This is a genomic window from Streptomyces sp. MUSC 14, assembly GCF_001866675.1.
In the GTDB taxonomy this organism is placed as follows: Bacteria; Actinomycetota; Actinomycetes; order Streptomycetales; family Streptomycetaceae; genus Streptomyces.
In genome coordinates this window covers 57,509-83,639 of record NZ_MLYN01000026.1, presented here as the reverse complement: position 1 = coordinate 83,639, position 26,131 = coordinate 57,509, and the positions used below count along the sequence as shown (strand labels likewise).

Annotated in this window: 19 protein-coding genes and 2 pseudogenes; 5 read left to right on the top strand and 16 right to left on the bottom strand. The window is 71.6% G+C overall.

Going from position 1 to position 26,131, the window contains the following annotated elements; all coding sequences use genetic code 11:
- Positions 1-79 precede the first annotated feature (79 nt).
- From topA to bldG, 7 genes are all read right to left on the bottom strand, one after another.
- Entirely contained in the window at positions 80-2,953 is a 2,874-nt protein-coding gene (gene topA / locus BIV25_RS17255; protein WP_071373236.1) for a type I DNA topoisomerase, read from the bottom strand.
- A gap of 264 nt (positions 2,954-3,217) precedes the next feature.
- Entirely contained in the window at positions 3,218-3,415 is a 198-nt protein-coding gene (locus BIV25_RS17250) for a hypothetical protein (RefSeq protein WP_071373235.1), read from the bottom strand.
- A 222-nt stretch (positions 3,416-3,637) separates the two neighbouring features.
- Complete coding sequence (locus BIV25_RS17245; protein ID WP_177235313.1) at positions 3,638-5,167, bottom strand: class I SAM-dependent methyltransferase; 1,530 nt, start codon at positions 5,165-5,167, stop codon at positions 3,638-3,640.
- A 20-nt stretch (positions 5,168-5,187) separates the two neighbouring features.
- Positions 5,188-5,805: a small secreted protein gene (locus tag BIV25_RS17240; RefSeq protein ID WP_256255877.1), complete on the bottom strand. Its 618-nt coding sequence runs from the start codon at positions 5,803-5,805 to the stop codon at positions 5,188-5,190.
- A 268-nt stretch (positions 5,806-6,073) separates the two neighbouring features.
- Positions 6,074-8,476 carry a sodium-translocating pyrophosphatase gene (locus tag BIV25_RS17235; protein WP_071373232.1) on the bottom strand — a complete coding sequence of 801 codons (2,403 nt, stop codon included), beginning with the start codon at positions 8,474-8,476 and terminating at the stop codon, positions 6,074-6,076.
- 284 nt (positions 8,477-8,760) lie between these two features.
- Positions 8,761-9,189: an ATP-binding protein gene (locus BIV25_RS17230; protein WP_071373231.1), complete on the bottom strand. Its 429-nt coding sequence runs from the start codon at positions 9,187-9,189 to the stop codon at positions 8,761-8,763.
- A gap of 158 nt (positions 9,190-9,347) precedes the next feature.
- On the bottom strand, positions 9,348-9,689 hold the full coding sequence (gene bldG / locus BIV25_RS17225) for an anti-sigma factor antagonist BldG (protein ID WP_071373230.1): 342 nt from the start codon (positions 9,687-9,689) through the stop codon (positions 9,348-9,350).
- Between the two features lie 81 nt (positions 9,690-9,770).
- On the opposite strand from bldG, the gene BIV25_RS17220 reads away from it, so the two are divergent.
- Positions 9,771-12,320 carry a DEAD/DEAH box helicase gene (locus BIV25_RS17220; protein WP_256255875.1) on the top strand — a complete coding sequence of 850 codons (2,550 nt, stop codon included), beginning with the start codon at positions 9,771-9,773 and terminating at the stop codon, positions 12,318-12,320.
- On the opposite strand, the pseudogene BIV25_RS52820 reads toward BIV25_RS17220, so the two are convergent.
- The 7 genes and pseudogenes from BIV25_RS52820 to ssd all read right to left on the bottom strand — a co-directional run.
- Positions 12,268-12,699: pseudogene (locus BIV25_RS52820) on the bottom strand (Rv3654c family TadE-like protein); the annotation flags it as partial. The gene BIV25_RS17220 and the pseudogene BIV25_RS52820 sit on opposite strands and share 53 nt — an antisense overlap.
- Positions 12,696-13,034, bottom strand: coding sequence for a TadE family type IV pilus minor pilin (locus BIV25_RS17215; RefSeq protein WP_071373228.1), 339 nt, complete (start codon positions 13,032-13,034; stop codon positions 12,696-12,698). The gene BIV25_RS17215 and the pseudogene BIV25_RS52820, both read right to left, overlap by 4 nt.
- A gap of 22 nt (positions 13,035-13,056) precedes the next feature.
- Entirely contained in the window at positions 13,057-13,257 is a 201-nt protein-coding gene (locus BIV25_RS17210) for a DUF4244 domain-containing protein (RefSeq protein ID WP_071373227.1), read from the bottom strand.
- A 71-nt stretch (positions 13,258-13,328) separates the two neighbouring features.
- Entirely contained in the window at positions 13,329-14,108 is a 780-nt protein-coding gene (locus BIV25_RS17205; RefSeq protein WP_071373226.1) for a type II secretion system F family protein, read from the bottom strand.
- A gap of 125 nt (positions 14,109-14,233) precedes the next feature.
- Complete coding sequence (locus BIV25_RS17200) at positions 14,234-15,079, bottom strand: type II secretion system F family protein (RefSeq protein ID WP_371273034.1); 846 nt, start codon at positions 15,077-15,079, stop codon at positions 14,234-14,236.
- 95 nt (positions 15,080-15,174) lie between these two features.
- Positions 15,175-16,392: a TadA family conjugal transfer-associated ATPase gene (locus BIV25_RS17195; RefSeq protein ID WP_071373224.1), complete on the bottom strand. Its 1,218-nt coding sequence runs from the start codon at positions 16,390-16,392 to the stop codon at positions 15,175-15,177.
- On the bottom strand, positions 16,389-17,495 hold the full coding sequence (ssd, locus tag BIV25_RS17190; RefSeq protein WP_071373223.1) for a septum site-determining protein Ssd: 1,107 nt from the start codon (positions 17,493-17,495) through the stop codon (positions 16,389-16,391). Before ssd ends, BIV25_RS17195 begins: the two co-directional genes overlap by 4 nt.
- Positions 17,496-18,088: 593 nt before the next feature.
- Between ssd and BIV25_RS17185 the strand changes: the two genes are divergently transcribed.
- Positions 18,089-18,919, top strand: a complete 831-nt coding sequence (locus tag BIV25_RS17185) for an HAD family phosphatase (protein ID WP_071373222.1) — start codon at positions 18,089-18,091, stop codon at positions 18,917-18,919.
- Positions 18,920-19,280: 361 nt separating this feature from the next.
- On the opposite strand, the gene BIV25_RS17180 is transcribed toward BIV25_RS17185, so the two are convergent.
- The gene (locus tag BIV25_RS17180; RefSeq protein WP_071373221.1) at positions 19,281-20,144 is read right to left on the bottom strand and encodes a Fic family protein; all 864 of its coding nucleotides are present in this window, start codon (positions 20,142-20,144) and stop codon (positions 19,281-19,283) included.
- 100 nt (positions 20,145-20,244) lie between these two features.
- On the opposite strand from BIV25_RS17180, the gene BIV25_RS17175 reads away from it, so the two are divergent.
- Positions 20,245-21,237: an ATP-binding protein gene (locus BIV25_RS17175; protein ID WP_177235312.1), complete on the top strand. Its 993-nt coding sequence runs from the start codon at positions 20,245-20,247 to the stop codon at positions 21,235-21,237.
- Positions 21,238-21,268: 31 nt separating this feature from the next.
- Here the strand turns inward: BIV25_RS17175 and BIV25_RS17170 are convergent, their stop codons facing one another.
- Positions 21,269-22,534 carry a hypothetical protein gene (locus BIV25_RS17170; protein ID WP_071373219.1) on the bottom strand — a complete coding sequence of 422 codons (1,266 nt, stop codon included), beginning with the start codon at positions 22,532-22,534 and terminating at the stop codon, positions 21,269-21,271.
- A 362-nt stretch (positions 22,535-22,896) separates the two neighbouring features.
- Between BIV25_RS17170 and BIV25_RS17165 the strand changes: the two are divergent.
- Together BIV25_RS17165 and acs are read left to right on the top strand one after the other, a co-directional pair.
- Positions 22,897-23,904 (top strand): annotated as a pseudogene (locus tag BIV25_RS17165) (carbonic anhydrase); the annotation flags it as partial.
- Positions 23,905-24,021: 117 nt separating this feature from the next.
- The gene (gene acs, locus BIV25_RS17160; protein ID WP_071373217.1) at positions 24,022-25,977 is read left to right on the top strand and encodes an acetate--CoA ligase; all 1,956 of its coding nucleotides are present in this window, start codon (positions 24,022-24,024) and stop codon (positions 25,975-25,977) included.
- Positions 25,978-26,131: the final 154 nt, after the last annotated feature.

Below are 26,131 nucleotides of genomic sequence, written 5' to 3'. Positions count from 1 at the left end.
GCCGAGGCGTGCCCAAGTGACAGCGGGCGGGCGCTTCACGAAGCCGAACGGAAACCCGAAGGCGAGACCGTGCGGCGGATCAGTCCTCCGTGCCGGAGGCCGTGGCCTCGGCGGCGGTGGCCTTCTTGGCGGTGGTCTTCTTGGCGGTGGTCTTCTTGGCCGCCGTGGTCTTCTTCGCGGCCGCGGTCGTCTTCTTCGCCGCCGTCTTCTTGGCCGCGGTCTTCTTCGCCGGGGCCGCCTTCTTGGCCGGCGCCTTCTTCGCGGTCTTCTTGGCGGGCCCCTTCGCGCGCTTCTCGGCGAGCAGCTCGAAGCCGCGCTCCGGGGTGATCGTCTCGACGCTGTCGCCGGAGCGCAGGGTCGCGTTGGTCTCGCCGTCGGTGACGTACGGACCGAAGCGGCCGTCCTTGACCACGACCGGCTTCTCGCTGACCGGGTCGGTGCCCAGCTCCTTCAGCGGCGGCTTGGCGGCCGCGCGGCCACGCTGCTTGGGCTGGGCGTAGATCGCCAGCGCCTCCTCCAGCGTGATCGTGAAGAGCTGGTCCTCGGACTGGAGCGAGCGCGAGTCAGTGCCCTTCTTCAGGTACGGGCCGTAGCGGCCGTTCTGCGCGGTGATCTCCTGGCCCTCGGCGTCGGCGCCGACGACGCGCGGCAGCGACATCAGCTGCAGCGCCTCCTCCAGCGTCACCGTGTCGAGCGACATGGACTTGAAGAGCGAGGCCGTGCGCGGCTTGACCGCGTTCTTGCCGGTCTTCGGAGTGCCCTCGGGGAGGATCTCCGTGACGTACGGGCCGTAGCGGCCGGCCTTGGCGACGATCTGGTGGCCCGTGACCGGGTCGGCACCCAGCTCGAAGTCGCCGCTGGGCTTGGCCAGCAGCTCCTCGGCCAGCTCGACGGACAGCTCGTCCGGCGCCAGGTCGTCCGGGATGTCGGCGCGCTGGTGCTGCTCGGTGTCCTTCTCGCCGCGCTCGATGTAGGGGCCGTAGCGGCCGACGCGGAGCACGATGCCGTTGCCCACCGGGAACGACGACACCTCGCGCGCGTCGATCGCGCCCAGGTCGGTCACCAGCTCCTTGAGGCCGCCGAGGTGGTCCCCGTCGCCGTTGCCGGCGTCGGCCGCGGTGCCGTGGCCCCCCGCGGCGGAGCCGCTGTCGGACAGGGTCTCACCGAAGTAGAAGCGCTTCAGCCACGGCACGGCCTTCGCCTGACCGGCGGCGATGCGGTCGAGGTCGTCCTCCATCTTGGCGGTGAAGTCGTAGTCGACGAGCCGCCCGAAGTGCTTCTCCAGGAGGTTGACCACGGCGAAGGACAGGAAGGACGGCACCAGGGCCGTGCCCTTCTTGAAGACGTAGCCGCGGTCGAGGATCGTGCCGATGATCGACGCGTACGTCGACGGGCGGCCGATCTCGCGCTCTTCCAGCTCCTTGACCAGGGAGGCCTCGGTGTAGCGGGCCGGGGGCTTGGTGGCGTGGCCGTCGACCGTGATCTCCTCGGCGGACAGCGCGTCGCCCTCGGCGACCTGGGGCAGCCGGCGCTCGCGGTCGTCCAGCTCGGCGTTCGGGTCGTCGGCACCCTCGACGTAGGCCTTCAGGAAGCCGTGGAAGGTGATCGTCTTGCCGGAGGCGCTGAACTCGACGTCCCGGCCGTCGGCCGCGGTGCCGCCGATCTTCACGGTCACGCTGTTGCCGGTCGCGTCCTTCATCTGGGAGGCGACGGTCCGCTTCCAGATCAGCTCGTAGAGCTTGAACTGGTCGCCGCTCAGGCCGGTCTCGGCCGGGGTGCGGAAACGATCACCCGAGGGGCGGATCGCCTCGTGCGCCTCCTGGGCGTTCTTGACCTTGCCGGCGTACGTGCGCGGCTGCGGCGGGAGGTAGTCGGCGCCGTAGAGCTGCGTGACCTGCGCGCGGGCCGCCGCGATCGCCGTGTCGCTCAGCGTCGTGGAGTCCGTACGCATGTACGTGATGTAGCCGTTCTCGTACAGCTTCTGGGCCACCTGCATGGTGGCCTTCGCGCCGAAGCCGAGCTTGCGGCTCGCCTCCTGCTGGAGCGTCGTCGTACGGAACGGGGCGTACGGCGAGCGGCGGTACGGCTTGGACTCGACCGAGCGCACGGAGAAGCGGGTGCTCTCCAGGGCGGCGGCGAGGGCGCGGGCGGTCGCCTCGTCGAGGTGGAGGGTGTTCTCGCTCTTGAGCTGTCCCAGGGAGTCGAAGTCGCGGCCCTGCGCGACGCGCCTGCCGTCGACGGTCTGGAGGCGGGCGACCAGCGACGACGGGTCCGACGAGTCTCCCGCACGGCCGGTCGCGAAAGTGCCCGTCAGGTCCCAGTACTCGGCAGAACGAAAAGCGATGCGCTCGCGTTCCCGCTCGACCACGAGACGCGTGGCGACGGACTGGACACGGCCGGCCGACAGCCGGGGCATGACCTTCTTCCACAGGACCGGCGAGACCTCGTAGCCGTAGAGGCGGTCGAGGATGCGGCGGGTCTCCTGGGCGTCGACCAGCTTCTGGTTGAGCTGGCGCGGGTTGGCGACGGCCTCGCGGATCGCGTCCTTGGTGATCTCGTGGAAGACCATCCGCTTGACGGGGATCTTCGGCTTGAGGACCTCCTGGAGGTGCCAGGCGATCGCCTCGCCCTCCCGGTCCTCATCGGTGGCGAGGAAGAGCTCGTCGGAGTCCTTCAGCAGGTCCTTGAGCTTCTTGACCTGGGCCTTCTTGTCCGCGTTGATGACATAGATCGGCTGGAAGTCGTGTTCTACGTCCACACCGAGGCGGCGCACCTCGCCGGTGTACTTCTCGGGCACCTCGGCGGCGCCGTTGGGAAGGTCACGGATGTGCCCGACGCTCGCCTCGACGACGTAGCCGGGGCCGAGGTAGCCCTTGATCGTCTTCGCCTTGGCAGGCGACTCGACGATGACGAGTCGGCGGCCGCCCTGTGCGGTCTCGCTGGTCGGGGACAACTTCGCTCTTCTCTCCGGTCGACGCTGTGGCCTCCCCAGGCCTTCGTCCCGGGGTCGCGGCGTGCTGGCACGTGTGACGCTGCGGAGTGTGACGGTACATCCCGCCCCCGTGTCAAACGGGAAAAGCCCACAACGGCCACTCGAACGGTAACCCGACTACCGGCATTCCTGCCGCCCGGACTGCCCGGCAGCGCCGTACCCCATGTCCGGAGCGTGACGCTCCCCTTACTCCCGCGACAGGCCCTCGCGGGAGTCCCGCCGACGTCAGAGACGGGTCAGGCAGTACACGCCGAGGGCGAGCGCGACCGTTCCGGCGACGCTCGCGAGGGTGGCCGATGCGACTCGGTTCACACCGTGGGCCACCGGTTCCCCGCGCCGGGCCCGGGTGCCGGTCCAGGCCAGCAGGGCGCCTCCGAACAGGGCGAACACCACTCCCGCGAAGATCGCCGGCCCGCTCTCCATTCCCCGCACCCCCCTCCCGCGCCTCCGGCTCCGCCCAGCGCGGGGAGGGTGGCACGCGCGGGAGACGGGCGGGCGACATCGGGGTGAACGGCGAGTCGACCCAATATCGAACACGCGATCGAGCGCCACCCGGGCACACATGCCATCCGCATTTTCCGGCCTTTTTGCATCCGACCGCGCCGAGCGGCGTGCCGGGGCGCTCCGGGGCCCTCCGGGGCGGGGTCAGCGCACCGGCTCCAGGAAGCCCTGTTCCACGAGCAGGCGGATCTGGGCCGGGGTGCGGTCGCGGAGCAGGACCGGGTTCTCGTCCATGAGCTGCGCGATGGCGTCCAGGATCCGGCCCGCGCTGAGCGTGCCGTCGCACACGCCCGCGAAGCCCGCGCCGATCGTGTCCACCTTCGTGGCCCGACGCATGCCGCGGTGCTGACGCAGCACCACGTGCTCCGGGTCCTCGGCGCCGGGCAGGCCGACCTGCTCCTGGACCACCTCGGCGGTCAGCCTGAAGTGGCCGTCGAGCAGCGCCGCGTCGTCGTGCTCGCGGAGATAGTCGAGGCGCTCGAAGTGCGCCCGGATCGCGTCCCCGAGAGGCTGCTCGACCGGGTGCGGCCACTCCTCCACGGTGACGACGGGCTCGGCGGAACCCGTCCGGCGCAGGGTGATCCAGCCGAAGCCGACCGCCTTGACCTTGCGCGCCTCGAACTCGTCGAGCCAGGCGTCGTAACGCGCCTGGTAGTCCGCCGGATCCCCGCGGTGGTCACCGGCGTCCCTCAGCCACAGCTCGGCGTACTGCGTGACGTCCTGCACCTCGCGCTGCACGATCCAGGCATCGCACCCGCGCGGCACCCACGACCTGAGTCTGTCCTGCCAGTCCTCCCCTGCCACGTGCTGCCAGTTGGCGAGGAACTGCGCGAACCCGCCCTCGTTCAGCCGTTCCCCCGCCTGTTGAACGAGCGAGCGGCACAGATCGTCCCCGCCCATCCCGCCGTCCCGGTACGTCAGCCGGGCGCCGGGAGAGATGACGAAGGGCGGGTTGGAGACGATCAGGTCGTAGGTCTCGTCGTCCCGGACCGGCTCGAAGAGCGAGCCCTCGCGCAGGTCGGCCGCCGGCGCGCCGGACAGCGCCAGTGTGAGCGCGGTGATGTGCAGCGCGCGCGGGTTGAGATCCGTCGCCGTCACGCGCGTGGCGTGCTGGGCGGCGTGCAGGGCCTGGATGCCGGAACCGGTACCGAGGTCCAGGGCGGAGGCGACCGGAGTACGGACGGTGATGCCGGCGAGGGTCGTGGAGGCGCCGCCGACGCCCAGGACGACGCGCTCGTCGTGCTGCCCGATGCCGCCCGCACCGCCCACCGCGCAGCCCAGGTCGGAGACGATGAACCAGTCCTCGCCGCCGGGGCCGCCGTAGGGCCGTACGTCCACGGTGGCGGCCACCTCGTCGCCGCCCACGCGCATGAGCCACCCGGCGTCCACGGCCTCCTCGGCCGGCAGAACGGCCGCCACGCGCGCGTACGGCACCGGTTGCTGCAGCAGGAAGAGCCGTACGAGCGTCTCCGGCGGCGTGTCGCCGCGGGTCGCCCGCAGGGCGGGCACGGTCTCGCTGCGGGCCAGCGCCGCGTACGCGGGGGCGCCGAGCAGGTCGAGCAGCCCATCGGCGGTGAAGGAGGCGGCCAGCAGCGCCTCCCGCAGGCGCGCGGCGGCGTCGGGCCGGTCGGAGGCGGGCAGGGGGGCGAGTCCGGTGTCAGTCACGCCCCCCATTGTGGCCCGCGACGGACGACTCAGCCGTTGGCGGACGACGGCGACGCGGAGCTCGACCCGGAGGTCTTCGTGCAGCCCGCCTGCTTGGCGACCGCCTCGTTGACGTCGCCCTTCTCCAGGTTCTTCAAGGCGGCGATCACGCTGTCGTACTGCGTGAGCACCACCTTCATCCGGTCCGAGAGGTCACTCAGGCCGGAGGCGAACTTCGTCTGGTCCTTGGTGTCGAGACCGTCCACCCGCTTCTTCAGGTCGGCGTACGCCGCCGACAGGGCCGTCAGCTTCTTGACGGCGTCCTGCTGCTTCTGCGCGCCGCCCTCGACGCCCGGAGGCGCCCCGGCACCGTCCAGGGTGGCCGCGCGCGCCTTGAAGCCGTCGGCCAGGTCCTGGAAGGCCTGGGAGTCGGTCTGCTGGACGTCCTTCGGCGGGCCGTCCTTGGCGACCTTCGACAGCGCGTCGTAGGCACCCGAGATCTTCGCCTGCTGCGCGGGCAGCGGCTGGCACACGGACTTGGCCCAGGCGACCATCTTGGGGTCGGGCCCCTTGTCGCCGTTGTTGCCGCTGCCGCTGCCGGTGCATCCCGTCAGCGCCACTACCAGTACCGCACCGCCGGACAGTGCGGCCGCGAGCTTCTTGTTCACCGGATCGGTCCCTTCCATGGCTCTCGGCCCACGGACCCTACACGTCGGTCGCACACCCCTCACATCCCGTACGCCCCCTAAAGCGCCCCTTGTGACCCTTTGCACCAAGAGAGCCGAGAGAGAGAAGGCTCACCACGTGGGCGAGCCCACAGCCGCCCCGCCCGCGTCGCGCATACGTCCCCGCAGACGCGGGTGGGCGGGCGGCACGTCAACACGCGCCGCCCGCCCACCCGTTGAGCAGGGCTTCCGGAACGAACCAGCAGTACGGCTACGAAGCCACCGCTGTACTGGCCGAGTTGGCGACCCGCTCGGTGCTCTCGTCGTCACCCACGGCGATGCCGCGCCGCTTGGAGACGTACACGGCGATGACGATCACGGCGAGCGAGAGGGCCGAGATCAGGATCCGTACACCGATGTTCTTGTCGGCGCCGTAGGAGAACTTGATCACCGCGGGTGCGATGAGCAGCGAGACCAGGTTCATGACCTTCAGCAGCGGGTTGATGGCCGGTCCGGCGGTGTCCTTGAACGGGTCGCCGACGGTGTCACCGATCACCGTGGCCGCGTGGGCGTCACTGCCCTTGCCGCCGTGGTGGCCGTCCTCCACCAGCTTCTTGGCGTTGTCCCAGGCGCCACCGGAGTTGGCGAGGAACACCGCCATCAGCGTGCCCGCGCCGATCGCGCCGGCGAGATAGGAGCCGAGCGCGCCGACGCCGAGCGTGAAGCCGACGAAGATGGGCGCCATCACGGCGAGCAGACCCGGTGTGGCCAGCTCCCGCAGGGCGTCCTTGGTGCAGATGTCGACGACACGCCCGTACTCGGGCTTCTCGGTGTAGTCCATGATCCCGGGGTGCTCGCGGAACTGCCGCCGCACCTCGAACACCACCGAACCCGCCGAGCGGGACACGGCGTTGATGGCCAGTCCGGAGAAGAGGAACACGACCGCGGCGCCCGCGATGAGCCCGACGAGGTTGTTGGGCTGCGAGATGTCCAGCGACAGACTCATCGGCGAGCCGGGCCCGGTGAGCTTCTCCCCCACGTTCTGCACGTTGGTGGTGATGGCGTCCCGGTAGGACCCGAACAGCGCCGAGGCCGCGAGGACGGCGGTGGCGATGGCGATGCCCTTGGTGATGGCCTTGGTGGTGTTGCCGACCGCGTCCAGGTTGGTGAGCACCTGCGCACCCGCGCCCTCGACGTCACCGGACATCTCGGCGATGCCCTGGGCGTTGTCGGAGACCGGGCCGAAGGTGTCCATCGCGACGATCACGCCGACCGTGGTGAGCAGGCCGGTGCCGGCGAGGGCGACCGCGAACAGCGCCAGCATGATCGACGTACCGCCGAGCAGGAAGGCGCCGTACACGCTGAGCCCGATGAGCAGCGCGGTGTAGACGGCGGACTCCAGACCGAGCGAGATGCCGGACAGCACGACCGTCGCCGGGCCGGTGAGGGAGGTCTTGCCGACGTCCCGCACCGGGCGCCGGGTGGTCTCGGTGAAGTAGCCGGTGAGCTGCTGGATGACGGCGGCGAGCAGGATGCCGATGGCGACCGCGACGAGGGCGAGCATTCGCGGATCGCCGTCCTTGCCGCGGATCGCCGCGTCCGTCACGCCGTGCAGGGCGGAGTACGACGACGGCAGGTAGACGAAGACCGCGACCGCCACCAGCACGAGGGAGATCACCGCGGAGATGAAGAAGCCGCGGTTGATCGCGCTCATGCCGCTGCGGTCCGTGCGGCGCGGAGCGACCGCGAAGATGCCGATCATCGCGGTGACGACGCCGATGGCCGGCACGAGCAGCGGGAACGCCAGCCCGGAGTTGCCGAAGGCGACCTTGCCGAGGATCAGCGCGGCCACCAGCGTCACGGCGTACGACTCGAAGAGGTCGGCCGCCATGCCCGCGCAGTCGCCGACGTTGTCGCCCACGTTGTCGGCGATGGTCGCGGCATTGCGCGGATCGTCCTCCGGAATGCCCTGTTCGACTTTGCCGACCAGGTCGGCGCCGACGTCGGCGGCCTTGGTGAAGATGCCGCCGCCCACCCTCATGAACATGGCGATCAGGGCGGCGCCGAGGCCGAAGCCCTCCAGCACCTTCGGCGCGTCGGCCGCGTAGACGAGCACCACGCAGGAGGCACCCAGCAGGCCGAGGCCCACCGTGAACATGCCGACGACGCCGCCCGTACGAAATGCGATCTTCATAGCTGTGTGCGAGACGGTGGTGAGATCCTTTTCCGTCTCACCCGGTGCCGGTGTGGCTTCCCGGGCCGCCGCGGCGACCCGCACATTGCTGCGTACGGCCAGCCACATGCCGATATAGCCGGTGGCCGCGGAGAAGACCGCGCCGATCAAGAAGAACACCGATCGTCCGGCCCGCTGATTCCAGTTGTCCGCGGGCAGCAGCATGAGCAGGAAGAAGACGACGACGGCGAATGCACCGAGCGTGCGCAACTGCCGGGCGAGATACGCCTTCGCCCCTTCCTGGACCGCCTCGGCGATCCGCTTCATGCTGTCGGTGCCCTCGCCCGCGGCCAGCACCTGGCGCACCAGGATCGCCGCGACCACCAGGGCGGCCAGGGCGACCACGGCGACGACGGCCACGAGGATGCGGTTGTGGTCGGTCAGGACCGCGGCCGCGAGGTTGGTCGAGTGAACCGATGGAGTAGTAGAAAGCCCCGCCATTCGTCCTCCTTGACGCTTGGGCTGAGCTCAAGATGTGGACGGATTCTAGGTACCCCGGAGTGATCTCAACAGGGCGCGGTAAACGGAATTAGCCTAACCGGCTCATCAGCGAATGATCGAGATCGCGCCACACAACCCGAATGGAGTAATGCCCCCAGGGCATGGCAATGATCGTGAATTCCTTCACGAATTCGGGAGGATCTCTGTTCGAGCCGGAAAAACACCGAGGGCCCTGCTCGGCAGGGCCCTCGGTGAAGTGCTGCGATGGTTTGCTGCGACGGTTTTCAGAGCACGACCGCCGCCGGCGGTGTGGTCGGCCAGGTCATGCGGATCAGGCCGCCGTCCTGCCCGGTGGTGACCTGCACGTCGTCGACGAGGCCGCTGATGACCGCGAGGCCCATCTCGTCCTCCTCGACGTCCGTCTCGCCGTCCTGCGCCGCGCCGGAGCTGTCCGGCGCGGCGTGCGGGGCCTCGTCGCCGACCTCGATGGAGAACTGTTTCTCCTCTTCGATCAGCGCCACCTTCACCGGTGCCGAGATACCGCTGTTCTGGTGCAGTCCGACGGCACGTGAGCAGGCCTCGCCCACGGCGAGCCGGACCTCGTCCAGGACGGCCTCGTCCACTCCGGCCCTGCGCGCCACCGCGGCCGCCACCAACCGGGCGGTCCGGACGTGCTCGGGCAGCGCGCTGAAGCGGAGTTCGACGGTGGCCATGCATCCCCCTCGCGGCTACGGGCGTGCGGTCGGGAGGCGGGGCCGCCGAGCGCCCGCACCCCAGATGTACGTCGGTGTCCGGGCCACGTCATCGGCCTGGACGGGACCGCCCGATGTCGGACTCCCGGCAGGAGCCCGACATCGACGGACGGTCCGGGTCAGTCGGTGGCCTGCACCGCTTCCTCGACCGAGGTGTGGATCGGGAACACCTTGGTGAGGCCGGTGATACGGAAGATCTTGAGAATGCGCTCCTGGTTGCAGACCAGGCGCAGCGAGCCCTCATGGGCACGCACGCGCTTCAGGCCGCCGACCAGCACGCCGAGCCCGGTGGAGTCGAGGAAGTCCACGCCCTCCATGTCGACGACGAGGTGGAAATTCCCGTCGTTCACCAGCTCGACCAGCTGCTCGCGCAGCTTGGGCGCGGTATACACGTCGATTTCGCCACCGACTCGGACGACCGTACGATCGCCGACGGTCTCGGTCGACAAGGACAGGTCCACGGATCCTCCAGCACCTTGCTATCGAGCGGTCGCCCCTCGGGCACCTCGGCTTGCGGCCCCCGGGACGCTTCGCCAGCCGCGATGGCATTCAATCACTTACCGGCAGGCGTGCACGACGCCTTGGCTCCATTGTCCGTCACGCCAGTGACACACTCGGTGCCGATGGCCAAGAATCTCCGATCCGATCGATCCCCGGCGGACCCGGCATCCCGCCCGTCTCCGGGCGTGGTCCTGGACCGGCTCGCCTCGGGGCCGAGCCGGGCTGCGCGCATCACTCATACGGAGCACTTGCCCCCGCGCGCGGGCCGCCATGCCGTCTGGCCTGACCAGATTCGGTCGGAAGTGATCGCGGCCGTGCAGGCGGCCGGGATCGAGCATCCGTGGGCGCATCAGGCGCTGGCCGCCGAGCACGCCCTGGACGGCGATTCCGTGGTCGTCTCCACCGGCACCGCCTCCGGCAAGTCCCTCGCGTACCTCGTGCCCGTCCTGTCGGCCCTTCTGGACGGTTCCGGTGCGCCGAACGGGCGCGGGGCCACCGCGCTGTACCTGTCGCCCACCAAGGCGCTCGCCGCGGACCAGTGCCGATCGGTGAAGGAACTTTCACAACCCCTTGGCAACGCCGTGCGCCCCGCCGTGTACGACGGCGACACCCCGGTCGAGCAACGGGAGTGGATCCGCCAGTACGCCAACTACGTCCTCACCAACCCCGACATGCTGCACCGCGGGATCCTCCCGTCCCACCCGCGCTGGTCCTCCTTCCTGAAGTCGCTCACGTACGTCGTCGTCGACGAGTGCCACACCTACCGCGGCGTCTTCGGCTCGCACGTCGCCCAGGTGCTGCGCCGGCTGCGCCGGCTCTGCGCCCGCTACGGCGCGTCGCCCGTCTTCCTGCTGGCCTCGGCGACCGCCGCCGAGCCGTCCGTCGCCGCCCGCCGGCTGACCGGTCTGCCGGTGGTCGAGGTCGCCGACGACGCCTCTCCGCGCGGGGAGGTCGTCTTCGCCTTGTGGGAGCCCCCGCTCACCGAGCTGCACGGCGAGAAGGGCGCCCCGGTCCGGCGCACCGCCACCGCCGAGACCGCCGACCTGCTGACCGACCTGACCGTGCAGGGCGTGCGCTCGGTCGCCTTCGTACGGTCCCGGCGCGGCGCCGAACTGATCTCCGTGATCGCCCAGGAACGGCTGGCCGAGGTCGACCGCTCCCTGGTCCGGCGGGTCGCCGCCTACCGCGGCGGCTACCTCCCCGAGGAACGGCGCGCCCTGGAACGCGCCCTGCACTCCGGCGACCTTCTCGGGCTCGCCGCCACGACCGCCCTGGAGCTGGGCGTGGACGTCTCCGGCCTGGACGCGGTGGTGATCGCCGGCTATCCGGGCACGCGCGCGTCCCTGTGGCAGCAGGCGGGCCGCGCGGGCCGCTCCGGGCAGGGCGCGCTCGCCGTGCTGGTCGCCCGCGACGACCCACTGGACACGTTCCTGGTCCACCATCCGGAGGCCCTGTTCGACCAACCGGTGGAATCGACGGTCCTGGACCCCGACAACCCCTACGTCCTCGCCCCGCACCTGTGTGCCGCCGCGGCGGAACTCCCGCTGACCGAGCAGGACCTGGACCTCTTCGGCCCCGCCTGCGCGGACGTACTGCCCCGGCTGGAGGCCGCGAAGCTGCTGCGCAGGCGCACCAGGGCCTGGCACTGGACCCGCCGGGAGCGCGCCGCCGACCTGACCGACATCCGCGGCGCGGGCGGCAGCCCGGTGCAGGTCGTGGAGGAGGGCACCGGCCGCCTGCTGGGCACGGTCGACGCGGGTGCCGCGCACTCCACGGTCCACGAGGGCGCGGTCCACCTCCACCAGGGCCGCACCTATCTGGTACGCCGTCTGGACCTGGAGGAGTCGGTGGCCCTGGTCGAGCAGGCCGACCCGCCGTACTCCACGGTCGCCCGCGACACCACCTCGATCTCCGTCCTGGAGACGGACACCGAGATCCCCTGGGGCGCCGGCCGCCTCTGCTACGGCTCGGTCGAGGTCACCAACCAGGTGGTCTCCTTCCTCCGTAGACGCCTGATCACCGGCGAAGTGCTCGGTGAGACCAAACTCGACCTCCCTCCCCGTACGCTCCGCACGCGCGCGGTGTGGTGGACGGTCACCGACGACCAGCTGGACGAGGCCCGGATCAACCCGGAGATCCTCGGTGGTGCCCTGCACGCCGCCGAGCACGCCTCCATCGGCCTGCTGCCCCTGTTCGCGACCTGCGACCGCTGGGACATCGGGGGCGTCTCCGTCCCCCTCCACCCCGACACCCTCCTGCCGACGGTCTTCGTCTACGACGGCCACCCCGGCGGCGCGGGCTTCGCCGAGCGCGCCTTCCACACCGCCCGCACCTGGCTCTCCGCCACCCGCGAGGCCATCGCCTCCTGCGAGTGCGAGGCCGGCTGCCCGTCCTGCATCCAGTCCCCCAAGTGCGGCAACGGCAACGACCCGTTGCACAAGCGGGGAGCGGTCCGGCTCCTCACGGTGCTGTTGCGGGGAGCGCCGGAGGAGAAGCCCGCGGAGGCAGGGGCGGGGCAGGCGCAGGCGGCGGGGGCAGAGGCGGGGGCGCAGGAGCCGGCAACGGCCCCGCAGGGCCCGCTCTCGACCTGACCTCCGCCGCGAACGGGCCTCTTCCCGAGGCCGCCGTCACGTCCGAGGTCTCGCCCACGATCGCGCACCGCACCAGCCGCACCCCTTGGGCCGCCGCCACCCGCCCGGCCCGGGCGCAGGCCGCCGCCCCGCCCTCGTCCCAGTGGTCCGCCGCCGCGAGCGCGGCCAGATCCGCACCGCCCGCCGCGCGGTGCCGGACGACCACGGCCTGCCCCAGCGCGAGCGCGGCGCCGAACACCACGCACAGCAGGGTGATCACCCCGAGGCTCCAGACGGTGGCGGATCCCCGGTCCCGGCAGGAGCAGGGCCGGCCTCGCGGGCAGCCTCTCCCCCGGCACCCGCAGGCAGGGCCGCCGGTCCACCCGGCTTCCTTTCTCATCGCCCCTCCTCCCGCGCTCCCACCGTCTCCTCGGCCAGCGCCACGGCCTGCTCGCGGACCTCGAACGGCAGCCCGCCCAGCACCGGGGGTCTGGCCGTCACCGTCACCCGGACCTGGTCGCCCACGTGCTCCACGCTCACGCGTGCCCCGCGCGGTGCCGCCTCCCGGGTCACCGTCACCACCGCGTCGGCCGGGTCCTGCCGGGCGGCGGCCCGGGCGCCCGTGCGGGCCGCGTCCACGCACTGGATCTGCGCCGTCACCACGAGCAGCCCCCAGACCAGCGCCATCGTGAACGCCACCAGCACACAGAGCACCACGGCCGCCTCGGCCGTCACGAACCCCCGGTCCGCCCCTCGCTCACATCCGCGCACCGAGGGCCCTCTTCACGATCGACTGGAGCTCGGCCCGGACCTGGCCACTGGTGACGACCTCGTAGAGCAGCACCGCGAACCCGACAGCTGCCAGGATCCCCATCGCGTACTCCGACGTGACCATGCCGGCGTCCTTGCAGCACCTGCCCCGCAGCCGTACCGCGACTTCCTTGATCTTTCTGTTCATTCCAACCCCCGTGAGATTCAGGTCTTTTGTGTTCGTGCACGCCTACTCGTTCCTGTTCACCCCCGTACGCCTCACCTCCCTCCCCGCACGCCGGCCGCAAGTCCGATCACGACGGGGAGCACGCCGACGGCGATGAAGGCCGGCAGGAAGCACAGGCCCACGGGTGCCGAGATCAGTACGGCGGCGCGCCGGGCCCGGACGGTGGCCCCGCGGGCCCACTCCGCACGGGCGTCCGAGGCGAGGCGCGCGGCCGGGGCGGACGCCGGCAGTCCGGACTCGTCGGCCCGCGCCAGCAGCCGGGCCAGCGCCGCCGCGCCGGGCAGCGCGGCCAACCGGTGCCACGCGTCGGCCGGTTCACCACCGAGCCGGACCTCCGCCGCACCCCGCGCCAGCGCCTGCCCGACGGGCCCGCCGAGCGCCTCTCCCACCGCCTGGGCGGCGATCACCGGACCGGCACCGGCCGCGATGCAGGCGGCCAGCAGATCGGCTGCGAGCGGGAGCCCGCGTGCGGCCTCGGCGCCGTCCGCCGGCTCCCCCCGGCCGGCCGCCATCCGCCGGCTGTGCCACCGCCACAGCCCCGCACCGACGGCCAGCCCCAGGACGGCGCCGGGCAGGCCGCCGACCAGCACCCACGCGCCGCACCCGGCCCCGGCCGGCGGCAGCCACCGCCGCAGCGCGACCGCGACGTCGAAGGACCGCCTCGGTGCCGGCACGTCCAGCCCCAGCAACTCGGCCGCCCGTCGCCGCGACCGGCGCCGCCGGCGCACCAGCCCCAGCCGCCGGACCGCCCACCCGAGGCCCAGCACCGCGACCACGGCCATCCCCAACCTGTGGACAACTTCCGTACCCATACCGCCCGTTCCCCTCGTCTCTCCTCGACTTCACCGCACCGCCCGTCCCGCCTGACCCGTGCCCGCACGCCACTCCCGCACGCCGCCGCCCGCACGCCGTGCTCCGGCCCGTGCACCGCACCCGCTCACACCACCTCCGCTCCCCGCACGATCCGGACCGCCCACGCCGTCCCCGCCGCCTCGAAAGCCGCGCCGACCGTCAGGCAGCCCAAGCCCGCGCCGGTGTGGAGCAGGACGTGGAGCGGGTCGGCGCCCATGGCCGTGCCGAGGAGCAGGCCGAGGGCGGGGAGCGCGGCGAGCAGTACGGCGGTAGCCCGGGCACCCGACAACTGCGCGCGCAGGTCGGCGCGTTGGTCCCGCTCGGCGCGCAGGGCGGCGTCCAGCCGGTCCAGACCGACCGCGAGTCCTGCGCCCTGGTCCACCGCCACCCGCCAGCACGCGGCGAGCCCCAGCAGGCCCTCGGCGCCCGGCTGCCGGGCCGCCGTGGTGAGCGCGCCGGGCACGTCCCCGCCGAACCGCGCCGCCGCGACCACGGCCGCCTGCGCGTCGCCGAGCCCTCCGGTGTCCCGCGCCGCCCGCGGCAGCGCCTCGCCCGGCTGCCGTCCGGCACGCACCTCCCCGGCGAGGGAGCCGCACAGGGCGATCACCGCGTCGGCCCGTCGCTCACGCTCGCGCCCGGCCTGCCGTGCCCGCCGCACCCGGCGCAGCACCGGCACCCCGGCTGCCCCTGCGACGACCGGAATCAGCGAGGTGCCCAGTGCCGCCAGCAGCAAACCGGCCGCGAGCGCCCACCACTCGGCCCCCAACCTGCCGCCCAGCCGCCGTACTTCCACGCTCAGCCGGTCCCACGAGGGCGGCCCGGTCGGCACGACTCCGCCGCCCGCGAGCAGCAGCCGAGCCCGCCGCATCCCGTAGTGCCGCCCGCCCAGCAGCCACGCCAGCGCGGCGAGGCAGACCAGCGCCGCGCCCATGGACATCCCGGACAGTCCGTCGATCCCGCCGAATCCGCCACTCCCACCGCTACCAGCGATTCCTGCGGCCCCACCGACCACTTCCGTCCCCTCCCTCACCGGTCCGCCTCTCGTTCGTCCCCGAGGTCGCCCCCGAACCCGCCTGCCGCGCCGAGCAGTTGCCGCAGCCGCCCCCAGCCCCGTTCGCGGACGAACGCCCGCTCGCCCCAGCGCAGCGCGGGTACCGTCCGCACCAGGCCCGCGCCGTCCCGCTCCAGCACGTGCACCTCGGCGATCCGGCGCCGCCCGGACCGGTCCCGTACGAGGTGCAGGACCACGGAGAGCGCGGCCGCCAGCTGACTGTGCAGCGCGGCCCGGTCGAGCCCGGCGGCCGTTGCCAGCGCCTCCAGCCGGGCCGGGACGTCCGCCGCGGCGTTGGCGTGAGCCGTGCAACAGCCGCCTTCATGACCGGTGTTGAGGGCCGCGAGCAGATGGACGACCTCGGGACCGCGCACCTCGCCGACGACCAGCCGGTCGGGCCGCATCCGCAGCGCCTGCCGGACGAGGTCCTGCAGGGTGACCAGTCCGGCACCCTCCTGGTTGGCGGGCCGGGTCTCCAGCCGCACGACGTGCGGGTGGTCCGGCCGCAGCTCGGCCGAGTCCTCGGCGAGGACGATGCGTTCGCCGGCTCCGACCAGGCCCAGCAGGGCACTGAGCAGGGTCGTCTTGCCGCAGCCGGTACCGCCGCTGATCAGGAAGGACAGCCGGGCCGCGAGCAGCGCCCGCAGGATCCGGTCACCGCCGGGCGGCACCGTGCCGGCCGCAACCAGTTCCTCCAGGGTGAACGCCCGGGGCCGTACGACCCGCAGGGACAGGCAGGTGCAGCCGACGGCGACCGGGGGCAGCACCGCGTGCAGCCGGGTGCCGTCGGGCAGCCGGGCGTCCGCCCACGGCCGGGCGTCGTCCAGGCGCCGTCCGGCAACGGCGGCCAGCCGCTGCGCGAGGCGTCGTACCGCCGCGGGGTCGGGGAACGCCACCGGGGTCAGCTCCAGGCCACGGCCGCGGTCGACCCAGACCCGGTCCGGGGCGCAGACCAGGACGTCGGTGACGTCCGGGTCGGCGAGCAGCGGCTCCAGGGGGCCGCTGCCGACCAGTTCGCTCCTCAGGTGTGCGGCAGCGCCGAGGACTTCGGCGTCACCGAGCACGCGGCCCTGTTCGCGCAGGGCCTGGGCCACGCGCGCGGGAGTGGGTTCGCCGCCGCTCTCGGCGAGCCAGCGCCGGACGCCGTCGAGCAGGGCGGCGCCGTCGGCCCGGGCGAGTCCGGGACGTGTCATCGGGCGCCTCCCGACTCGACCAGCGCACGCTCCCAGAAGGTCGTGCAGAAGCGGGCGAGCGGGCCGCGGCCGGTGGCGCCGGGCGGTTTCGCGCCGCCCTGGGGGCGCAGCAGCGCCGGCTCGACCGGGACCTCGCCGGCCAGTGGCAGGCCGAGCAGCCGGGCCACCTCACGGCCGTCCAGGCCGGGCGCGTACGGCCCGCGGACCGCCACGCGCACGTCGCGCACGACCATGCCGACGGCGGACGCCACCCGCCCGGCGGCCGCGACCGCCCGCAGGTCGGCGGGGACGACGAGCAGGGCCAGATCGAGCTGGGCAAGGGCTTCGGCGACACCGTCGTCGAGGCGGCGGGGCAGATCGACCACGACCGTGCCGCCGCGTCGCCGGGCGGCGGCGAGCACCGCGCGCACCGCCTGGTGCGGAACGGCCACGCAGTCGCCGCGGTCCCAGCTGAGCACGCGCAGTGCGTGCAGTTCCGGCAGGGACTCCTCCAGTGCGCCGCCGCCGACCCGGCCGCGCGAGGCGGCGAAGGCCGGCCAGCGCAGCCCCTCGGCGCTCTCCCCGCCGAGGAGGACGTCGAGTCCGCCGCCGAGCGGATCGGCATCCACCAGGAGGGTGCGCAGGCCCTCGCGCGCGGAGGTGACGGCGAGGGCGCACGCGAGCGTGGAGGCGCCGGCCCCGCCCCGGCCGCCGATCACCCCGACGGTGAGGGCCGGGCGGCCGACGCCCTCGGCGACGTCGGCGATGCGGTCGACCAGCCACTGCTCGCCGTCGGGGAGCATCAGGACGTGGTCCGCGCCGATCTGCACAGCGCGTTTCCACACCCCCGAATCGTCCTGGTCCCGGCCGACCAGGACCACTCCGCGTCGGCGCGCGGCGCCGCCGACCCGCCGGGCCGCGTCGTCGCCGACCAGGACGAGCGGGGCCGTATCCCAGCCGTCGCCGTGGTCCGGCACCCCGTGATGGACCTCGGGTGTGGCACCGGCGGCCGCGCACAGGCGCAGCAGGTCGTCCAGAAGTTCGGCGTCCTCGGTGACGATGAGCGGTCGGCCCGGCCGGCCCGGCGCATCGGGCGGTGGGTCGTGGGTGACGGTTCCGGTCACGGGTGTTCCCCCTTCGCTGCATGGGCCGCGCAGCCCCTGCGGCCCCGCGATTCCCAAAGATGCGGAGAACCGACAAGCGGCCCCCCATATGAACGGCCGACGGAATCCGGCCATACGCGCTCCGACAATCGGAACCGGCCATGAACTCGACACGGCCGCAGCGCGCTGGAATCACGGTGCAGCGATCCGCGAAATAATGTGGATCTTGGTGGAAAACTGTGGACAACTCAGGGCCTGTGAATATCTCCATCACCCATACCGGTGACGCCTGCACCGATCCCTGTGCGACTTCCACAGAGCAGCGCCACGATTACCGTGCGTGATGAATCATGGACATACGGACCCGCCGGCCGCAGCGGCGCGAGAGTCCCCGTGCGGTCGCGGAACGAAGGGAGAGGCGGACGAAACCGCGTCCGGACATGCGACGACCCCCGCCGGGGGGGAGAGCGGGGGTCGTCCCCACGGCCGACTCGGGGGGGGAGGAGCCGGACCGGGTTAGCACGGTCGCGAACGATCCGTGACTTCCATGGTGTACCCGAGAGCCTTCTCAGGCAAACCCACGCGCCCCACCTTACGCCGAATGGTGGGCGCCTATGCTCAGGGGCGTGGAAAACCACTCCTCGCCCCGCGCAGCAGCCTTCTTTGACCTGGACAAGACGGTCATTGCGAAGTCGAGCACGCTCACCTTCAGCAAGTCCTTCTACCAAGGCGGGCTGATCAACCGCAGAGCCGCGCTGCGTACCGCATATGCCCAGTTCGTCTTCCTGGCCGGCGGCCTGGATCACGACCAGATGGAGCGCATGCGCGAGTATCTGTCCGCGATGTGCCGCGGCTGGAACGTGCAGCAGGTGCGGGAGATCGTCGCCGAGACCCTGCACGACCTGATCGACCCGATCATCTACGACGAGGCCGCCTCCCTCATCGAGGAGCACCACGCGGCCGGCCGGGACGTGGTCATCGTGTCGACCTCGGGCGCCGAGGTGGTCGAGCCGATCGGCGAACTGCTGGGCGCCGACCGGGTGGTGGCCACGCGCATGGTCGTCGGCGAGGACGGCTGCTTCACCGGCGAGGTGGAGTACTACGCCTACGGCCCGACCAAGGCCGAGGCGGTCCGCGAGCTGGCCGCGTCCGAGGGCTACGACCTCGACCGCTGCTACGCCTACAGCGACTCGGTGACCGACCTGCCGATGCTCCGGGCGGTCGGGCACGCGCACGCCGTCAACCCGGACCGTGCGCTGCGCCGCGAGGCACTCGCGCGCGGGTGGCCGGTTCTGGAGTTCCGCCGGCCGGTCCCGCTCAAGAAGCGGCTGCCCTCGCTCTCCGTCCCGCCCCGCCCCGCACTTGTCGCGGCGGCGGCCGTCGGAGCGGCGGCCGCGACCGCCGGCCTCGTCTGGTACGCCAGCCGACGCCGCAGCACGGCGTGAACTTCGCCCGTTTCACCCATGTTTGAACCTGAAAGTAAAGAAGTGCAGGCAGGGGTTCCGCTTCCTCCGGGCTCGCGGTAGAAAGAACCTAGGCCCGCGAGACCAAAGGACATCCGAGAGGATCACCTTTCACTACGCACTTGGCCCCACGGACCCCCGCATGAACATCGGGTACCCACGCGACGTCGACCCGTCGATTACGGGCCAGCAGCACCAGGTGGCGGGCAAAGTCTCCGACCTGATGGGCACATATCGAGGACGCTTGGTAACCGGGTGAGCATGCCAGCGGCGGTACGAGAATTCGTACCGCCGCAACCCTGTCCGGCCCTTCCCACGCACTCCTCGCGCCCGGGGCGCCGCCTCAGGCCGCGCCGCGCTGGAGCGCCTCGCACACCGCCGTCGACTCGCGCACACCCAGCTCGACCGCCTTGCCGCAGTGGGCGATCCACGCCGCCATGCCCTCGGGGGTGCCGGAGACGTAGCCGTCGAGGGCCGCCAGGTAGGAGGCGCGGCCCAGTTCGGCGTACCCGACCTCGGCCGGGCAGATCGCCTTCGGGTCCAGGCCGCTGCCGATCAGGACGATCCGCTCGGCCGCGCGCGCGACCAGACCGTTGTGCGACACGAAGGGCCGCAGCGCGAGCAGTTCGCCGTGCACCGCGGCGGCCGTGACCAGCGCGGGCGCGGACGTCCCGGCGATGATCAGGTCCGCGAGCCCCTCCAGCCGGCCGGAGACCTCCGCGGCGTCCGGCAGCGGCAGCTCGATCAGCGGCTCCTCCACCGCCTCGCCCGCCAGGCGCGGCCGGCCGACCTCGTCGCCGCTGCCGGCCGCGGCCACCAGGTGCAGGCGGGCCAGCACCCGCAGCGGCGACTGCCGCCAGATGGACAGCAACTGCCCCGCCTCGGCCGACAGCCGCAGGGCCGCGCCCACCACGCGCGCCTCGGCGTCACCGCTGAAGTCGGTGCGCCGCCGCACCTCCTCCAGAGCCCAGTCGGCGCCGGAGAGCGCGGCGGAGCCGCGGGCGCCGCGCAGGGCCGCCTCGGCGGTGATCTCGGCGCTCCGGCGCCGCATGATCCGGTGCCCGTAGACCCGGTCCACGGCCTTGCGCACGGACTCCACGGACTCGGCCACACCGGGCAGCGAGCCCAGGGCCGCAAGGGGGTCCCCGCTGTTCGAGCTCTTCCGGGAGCTCGGGGGAGGATCGGCGGTCGCGCCTGTCGTACTCATGAGTACGACACTACGCACCACAGCGCCCCACCCCTCGAAGGAGTGGTCTTCTTCACTCAACCTGCCACATACAGCTATCAACTGACTACCTTTGGTGAACATGAAAATTGCTTTCGTCGGGAAGGGTGGCAGTGGCAAGACCACGCTCTCCTCCCTCTTCATCCGCCACCTCGCGGCCGTCGGCGCCCCGGTGGTCGCCATCGACGCGGACATCAACCAGCACCTCGGTCCCGCACTCGGACTCGACGAGGCGGAGGCGGCCGCGCTGCCCGCCATGGGCGAGCGGCTGCCGCTGATCAAGGACCATCTGCGCGGCGCCAACCCGCGCATCCCCTCCGCCGCCACGATGATCAAGACGACCCCGCCCGGCGAAGGCTCGCGCCTGGTCCGGGTGAGCGAGCCGAACCCGATCTACGACGCATGCGCGCGCCCGGTGGAACTCGACGGCGGTGCCGTCCGTTTGATGGTCACGGGCCCCTTCACGGACGCCGACCTGGGGGTCGCCTGCTACCACTCCAAGACGGGAGCGGTGGAGCTGTTCCTGAACCACCTCGTCGACGGCCCCGACGAGTACGTCGTGGTCGACATGACGGCCGGTTCGGACTCCTTCGCCTCCGGCATGTTCACCCGCTTCGACATGACGTTCCTCGTCGCCGAGCCGACCCGGAAGGGGGTCTCCGTCTACCGCCAGTACAAGGAGTACGCCCGCGACTTCGGTGTCGCCCTGAAGGTCGTCGGCAACAAGATCCAGGAACAGGACGACGTCGATTTCCTGCGCGCGGAGGTCAGGGACGACCTGCTCGTCACGGTCGGGTACTCGGACTGGGTGCGCGCCATGGAGAAGGGGCGACCGCCCCGGTTCGATCTCCTGGAGGAGGCCGGCTCCCATGCCCTGCGCACCCTCAAGGACACCGTGGACGCCACGTACGAGCTGCGCGACTGGGAGCGCTACACGCGCCAGATGGCGCACTTCCACCTGAAGAACGCCGAGGCGTGGGGCAACGAACGCACGGGAGCCGACCTGGCCGCGCAGGTCGACCCCGGATTCGTGCTCAGCGAGAGCGCCGGTGCGGGCGTGACGGCTCCCGCCTGACCGCGCCCGGCCGGCAACTCCCGCCTGCCGCCTACGGCCTGACCGCCGGCGCCCCGGGCACACCCCTGGGCGCCGGAGCCGGACGGCCGGCGAGGAAGGACGCCCAGCCCTGGCGGGGCGCCTCGCCCACCGTCAGGGTGCGCAGCTTCTGCAGGGTCTTCGGGTCCTGTGCGTCCAGCCAGTCGACCAGCTGATGGAAGGAGACACAGCGCACGTCGGGCTTGTTGCACACCTCCTTCACCGTGTCCTCGACGGCGCGCATGTACGTGCCGCCGTTCCAGGACTCGAAGTGGTTGCCGATGATCAGCGGTGCCCGGTTGCCGTCGTAGGCCCGGTAGAAGCCCTTGACGAGGCCGTCGCGCATCTGGTCGCCCCAGTAGTCGAACTTGCCAGGGTCGCCCTGGGTCTGGGTGCCGGACTGGTTGACCATGAAGTTGTAGTCCATGGTCAACTGCTCGAAGGTGTGGCCCGGGAAGGGGACCAGTTGCATGGACAGATCCCACAGGCCGTCCTTCTTCTTGGGCCAGACCTGGTTGTCGACCCCGCTGGAGTCGTAGCGGAACCCCAGCTCACGGGCCGCCTCCGTGAAGTTCTTCTGACCCTCCAGGCAGGGGGTGCGGGCGCCGATCAGCTCCTTGTCGTAGTCGAAGGGCAGCGAAGCCGCACCCTTCATGCCGGTGTTGGTCTTCCACGTCTTCACGAACTGCTTGGCCTGGGCGATCTCGCTCTTCCACTCGTCCACCGACCAGGTGCCGACGCCGCCGTCGGGCCCGCAGAAGTGGCCGTTGAAGTGGGTGCCGATCTCGTTGCCCTCCAGCCAGGCCAGCCGCGCCTGCTTGACGGTGTCGGCGATCCCCTTCTGGTCGTTGAAGCCGATGTCGGAGCGGCCCGGGGAGTGCTGCGGGGGCTTGTAGAGGTCGCGCTTGGCCTGCGGCAGCATGTACACGCCGCTGAGGAAGAAGGTCATGGTCGCGTGGTTCTCCTTGGCGACCTTACGAAAGTGCGAGAACAGCTTCTGGCTGTCCTCGCCGGCGCCGTCCCAGGAGAAGACGACGAACTGGGGGGGCTTCTGACCGGGCTTCAGCCGATCCGGTCTGGGCAGATGCGGCTGCGCGCCGGTGTACGCGGTGGATCCGTCACCGATCAGCCGGACGATGCTCCGGGGCGGCGGCGCCGCCTTCTGCGGACCGGGCGCCCCTTCCTTCGAACCGTGGGAGCCGGTCGCGCAACCGGCGAGTGACGAGGCACAGGCCGCGGCGACCACGACGCCGACGGCGATCCTCTGGGTGGCGGTCATGTGTTCCGCCCACCTTCTTCCTTCTCTCGGGTAAACGCTGACGAGGCCGTTCTCTGGCGATCTGCCGGGCTTGCACCGACAGCGCCGCCAACGTCGCACGGGACCGAGAGGGAATTAGTACGACAAGCCGATCAAATGATTACTTCGCCCATCCGGGGGATTTGGTGCGTCATTTGCCCCGCAAAGCTATACCTCTTCTTTACATTGCGTTACTCTTCATTTACTGAGAGTCCCTCTCCCGCCCCAGTCCGCGACCACGCCGCCCCGGAGGAGACGGGACCATGCCGACCTGCACACCCCCTCACACCCAGCACCCGCCGCTCACCGCCCTCGCCGCCCTGGTGGCGGCCGTCGGCGTCCCGTCGGCGCCCCGACTCGACAGGGCCTTTCGGCGCAGACCTCAAGGCGCCCGTGCCGCCGTGGAGTTGGGCCGACGCGACGGGATCCGGACCGCCGGATCCGTCACCGTCCCGGCCCGGTCCGCGCTCTGCCGATGCCGGCCCTGGACGCCGTGGCGTGATCACCAGGACTGCGTCACGGGCGCTCCGGCCTCTCCGGCAGAACAGGAGACGGCAGGCGAGATGGCGGCGGGGAGGGAACTCGCGCGTGGCATCAGCTCGTTCCAGCGTCACACGGCGCCGCTGGTGCGGGCGGAGCTGGCGCGGCTCGCCCGGGACGGCCAGCGGCCCGCACAGCTCTTCCTGACCTGTGCCGACTCCCGGCTCGTGACATCGATGATCACCGCCAGCGGCCCCGGCGACCTGTTCGTCGTCCGCAACGTCGGCAACCTGGTGCCGCCGCCGGGCGAGGAGCACGGCGACGACTCGGTGGCGGCGGCCATCGAGTACGCGGTGGACGTGCTCGGGGTCCGTTCCATCACCGTGTGCGGTCACTCGGGATGCGGGGCGATGCAGGCGCTGCTGTCCGGCAAGTGCGAGGGCGGGAGCGGCGATTCCGCGGCAGCAGGGGCCGGGACGGGAGCCGGTGCCGCGGTCGGCGCCGAGGCCACGCCCCTGCGCCGCTGGCTCCGGCACGGGCTGCCCAGTCTCGCGCGGATGGCCCGGGAGGACCGCTGGGCCCGGCCCCGGCTGACCGGCCGGACCACGGTGGACGTCGCACACGCCATGGACGCCGTGGAACAGCTGTGCCTGGTCAACGTGGTCCAGCAGTTGGAGCACCTGCGGGCGCACGGGCCGGTGGCGCGGGCGTCGGGCAGGGGCGAGCTGGAGCTGCACGGGATGTACTTCCACGTGGCCGAGGCGCGGGCATATCTGCTGGCGGAAGCGGAAGATGACCGGGTGTTCGAGGACGTCGGAGAGGACTTCGGAGAGGACGTCCTCGCAGGAGAGGAGGCCCATGGTGCCGTGTGAGCCCATAGTTTGCCGATAGGTCTACACCAATTTGGGCGGCGACCCTTGTCATCGGACCCCCGGGTCTGATGAGCTGTGGGCTGGGACACAAAAGACACCCTTCGAAAGGGAAATGTCGTGAGCAACGAAAGCCTGGCCAACCTGCTCAAGGAAGAACGCAGGTTCGCGCCGCCCGCCGACCTGGCCGCGCACGCCAACGTCACCGCGGAGGCGTACGCACAGGCCAAGGCTGACAGGCTCGGCTTCTGGGCCGAGCAGGCCCGTCGGCTGACCTGGGCCAAGGAACCGACCGAGACGCTGGACTGGTCGAACCCTCCGTTCGCGAAGTGGTTCAAGGACGGCGAGCTGAACGTCGCCTACAACTGCGTGGACCGCCATGTCGAGGCCGGACTCGGCAACCGGGTCGCCATCCACTTCGAGGGTGAGCCCGGCGACAGCCGCTCGATCACCTACGCGGAGCTGAAGGACGAGGTCTCCAGGGCGGCCAACGCCCTGCTGGAGCTGGGTGTCCGCAAGGGCGACCGGGTCGCGATCTACATGCCGATGATCCCGGAGACCGCGATCGCGATGCTGGCCTCGGCCCGTATCGGCGCCGCGCACTCGGTCGTCTTCGGCGGCTTCTCGGCCGACGCGCTCGCAACGCGCATCCAGGACGCCGACGCCAAGGTCGTCATCACCTCCGACGGCGGCTACCGACGCGGCAAGCCCTCCGCGCTCAAGCCCGCCGTGGACGAGGCGATCGGCAAGGTCGACAACGTCGAGCACGTGCTGGTGGTGCGCCGTACCGGCCAGGACGTGGCCTGGGACGACACGCGGGACGTCTGGTGGGACGACCTCGTCGGCCGGCAGTCCGCGGAGCACACCCCTCAGGCGTTCGAGGCCGAGCACCCGCTGTTCATCCTCTACACCTCGGGGACGACGGGTAAGCCGAAGGGCATCCTGCACACCTCCGGCGGCTACCTCACCCAGGTGGCGTACACCCACCACGCGGTCTTCGACCTCAAGCCCGAGACAGACGTGTTCTGGTGCACGGCCGACGTCGGCTGGGTCACCGGGCACTCGTACATCGTCTACGGCCCGCTCGCCAACGGCGCGACGCAGGTCATGTACGAGGGCACCCCGGACACGCCACACCAGGGCCGGTTCTGGGAGATCGTGCAGAAGTACGGCGTCACGATCCTCTACACCGCCCCGACGGCGATCCGGACGTTCATGAAGTGGGGCGACGACATCCCCGCGAAGTTCGACCTCAGCAGCCTGCGCGTCCTCGGCTCGGTGGGCGAGCCCATCAACCCCGAGGCATGGGTCTGGTACCGGAAGAACATCGGCGCCGACAGGACCCCCGTCGTGGACACCTGGTGGCAGACCGAGACCGGCGCGATGATGATCTCGCCGCTGCCCGGCGTCACCGAGGCCAAGCCCGGCTCCGCGCAGACCCCGCTGCCCGGCATCAGCGCGACCGTCGTCGACGACGAGGCGCACGAGGTGCCCAACGGCGGCGGTGGCTATCTGGTGCTGACCGAGCCGTGGCCGTCGATGCTGCGCACCATCTGGGGCGACGACCAGCGGTTCATCGACACCTACTGGTCCCGCTTCGAGGGCAAGTACTTCGCCGGTGACGGCGCGAAGAAGGACGACGACGGCGACATCTGGCTGCTGGGCCGGGTCGACGACGTCATGCTCGTGTCCGGCCACAACATCTCCACCACCGAGGTGGAGTCCGCCCTCGTCTCGCACCCCTCCGTCGCGGAGGCGGCCGTCGTCGGCGCCGCCGACGAGACCACCGGCCAGGCCATCGTCGCCTTCGTCATCCTGCGCGGCACGGCCTCGGAGGACGACACGCTCATCGGCGCGCTCCGCGACCACGTGGGCGCCACGCTCGGCCCGATCGCCAAGCCCAAGCGGATCCTGCCGGTGGCCGAGCTGCCGAAGACCCGCTCCGGCAAGATCATGCGCCGCCTGCTGCGCGACGTCGCCGAGAACCGCCAGCTCGGAGACGTCACGACGCTGACGGACTCGTCGGTGATGGACCTCATCCAGACCAAGCTGCCGGCCGCGTCCAGCGAGGACTGACCCGCACGGTCCGAGGACCGACCCGCACCGTCCCGCGAAGGGGCATCCGGCCGACGCGCCGGGTGCCCCTTCGGCGTCCAGCGCGAGGATCACCGGTCCCGGACCGCATCCCTCGGCTCTTGGGTAAACAGGCAATCTTAGGTAAGCTAAGTAA

What these genes read in the sequence shown, in the direction of transcription:
- BIV25_RS17170 (WP_071373219.1), bottom strand. Translation starts at nt 22,534, where the DNA reads ATGACCGCCACCCAGAGGATCGCCGTCGGCGTCGTGGTCGCCGCGGCC.
- BIV25_RS17235 (WP_071373232.1), bottom strand. Translation starts at nt 8,476, where the DNA reads ATGGCGGGGCTTTCTACTACTCCATCGGTTCACTCGACCAACCTCGCG.
- BIV25_RS17220 (WP_256255875.1), top strand. Translation starts at nt 9,771, where the DNA reads ATGGCATTCAATCACTTACCGGCAGGCGTGCACGACGCCTTGGCTCCA.
- BIV25_RS17185 (WP_071373222.1), top strand. Translation starts at nt 18,089, where the DNA reads ATGCTCAGGGGCGTGGAAAACCACTCCTCGCCCCGCGCAGCAGCCTTC.
- BIV25_RS17205 (WP_071373226.1), bottom strand. Translation starts at nt 14,108, where the DNA reads ATGGGTACGGAAGTTGTCCACAGGTTGGGGATGGCCGTGGTCGCGGTG.
- BIV25_RS17230 (WP_071373231.1), bottom strand. Translation starts at nt 9,189, where the DNA reads ATGGCCACCGTCGAACTCCGCTTCAGCGCGCTGCCCGAGCACGTCCGG.
- BIV25_RS17245 (WP_177235313.1), bottom strand. Translation starts at nt 5,167, where the DNA reads ATGGGGGGCGTGACTGACACCGGACTCGCCCCCCTGCCCGCCTCCGAC.
- BIV25_RS17175 (WP_177235312.1), top strand. Translation starts at nt 20,245, where the DNA reads ATGAAAATTGCTTTCGTCGGGAAGGGTGGCAGTGGCAAGACCACGCTC.
- BIV25_RS17180 (WP_071373221.1), bottom strand. Translation starts at nt 20,144, where the DNA reads ATGAGTACGACAGGCGCGACCGCCGATCCTCCCCCGAGCTCCCGGAAG.
- BIV25_RS17195 (WP_071373224.1), bottom strand. Translation starts at nt 16,392, where the DNA reads ATGACACGTCCCGGACTCGCCCGGGCCGACGGCGCCGCCCTGCTCGAC.
- BIV25_RS17250 (WP_071373235.1), bottom strand. Translation starts at nt 3,415, where the DNA reads ATGGAGAGCGGGCCGGCGATCTTCGCGGGAGTGGTGTTCGCCCTGTTC.
- BIV25_RS17200 (WP_371273034.1), bottom strand. Translation starts at nt 15,079, where the DNA reads ATGGGCGCGGCGCTGGTCTGCCTCGCCGCGCTGGCGTGGCTGCTGGGC.
- BIV25_RS17210 (WP_071373227.1), bottom strand. Translation starts at nt 13,257, where the DNA reads ATGAACAGAAAGATCAAGGAAGTCGCGGTACGGCTGCGGGGCAGGTGC.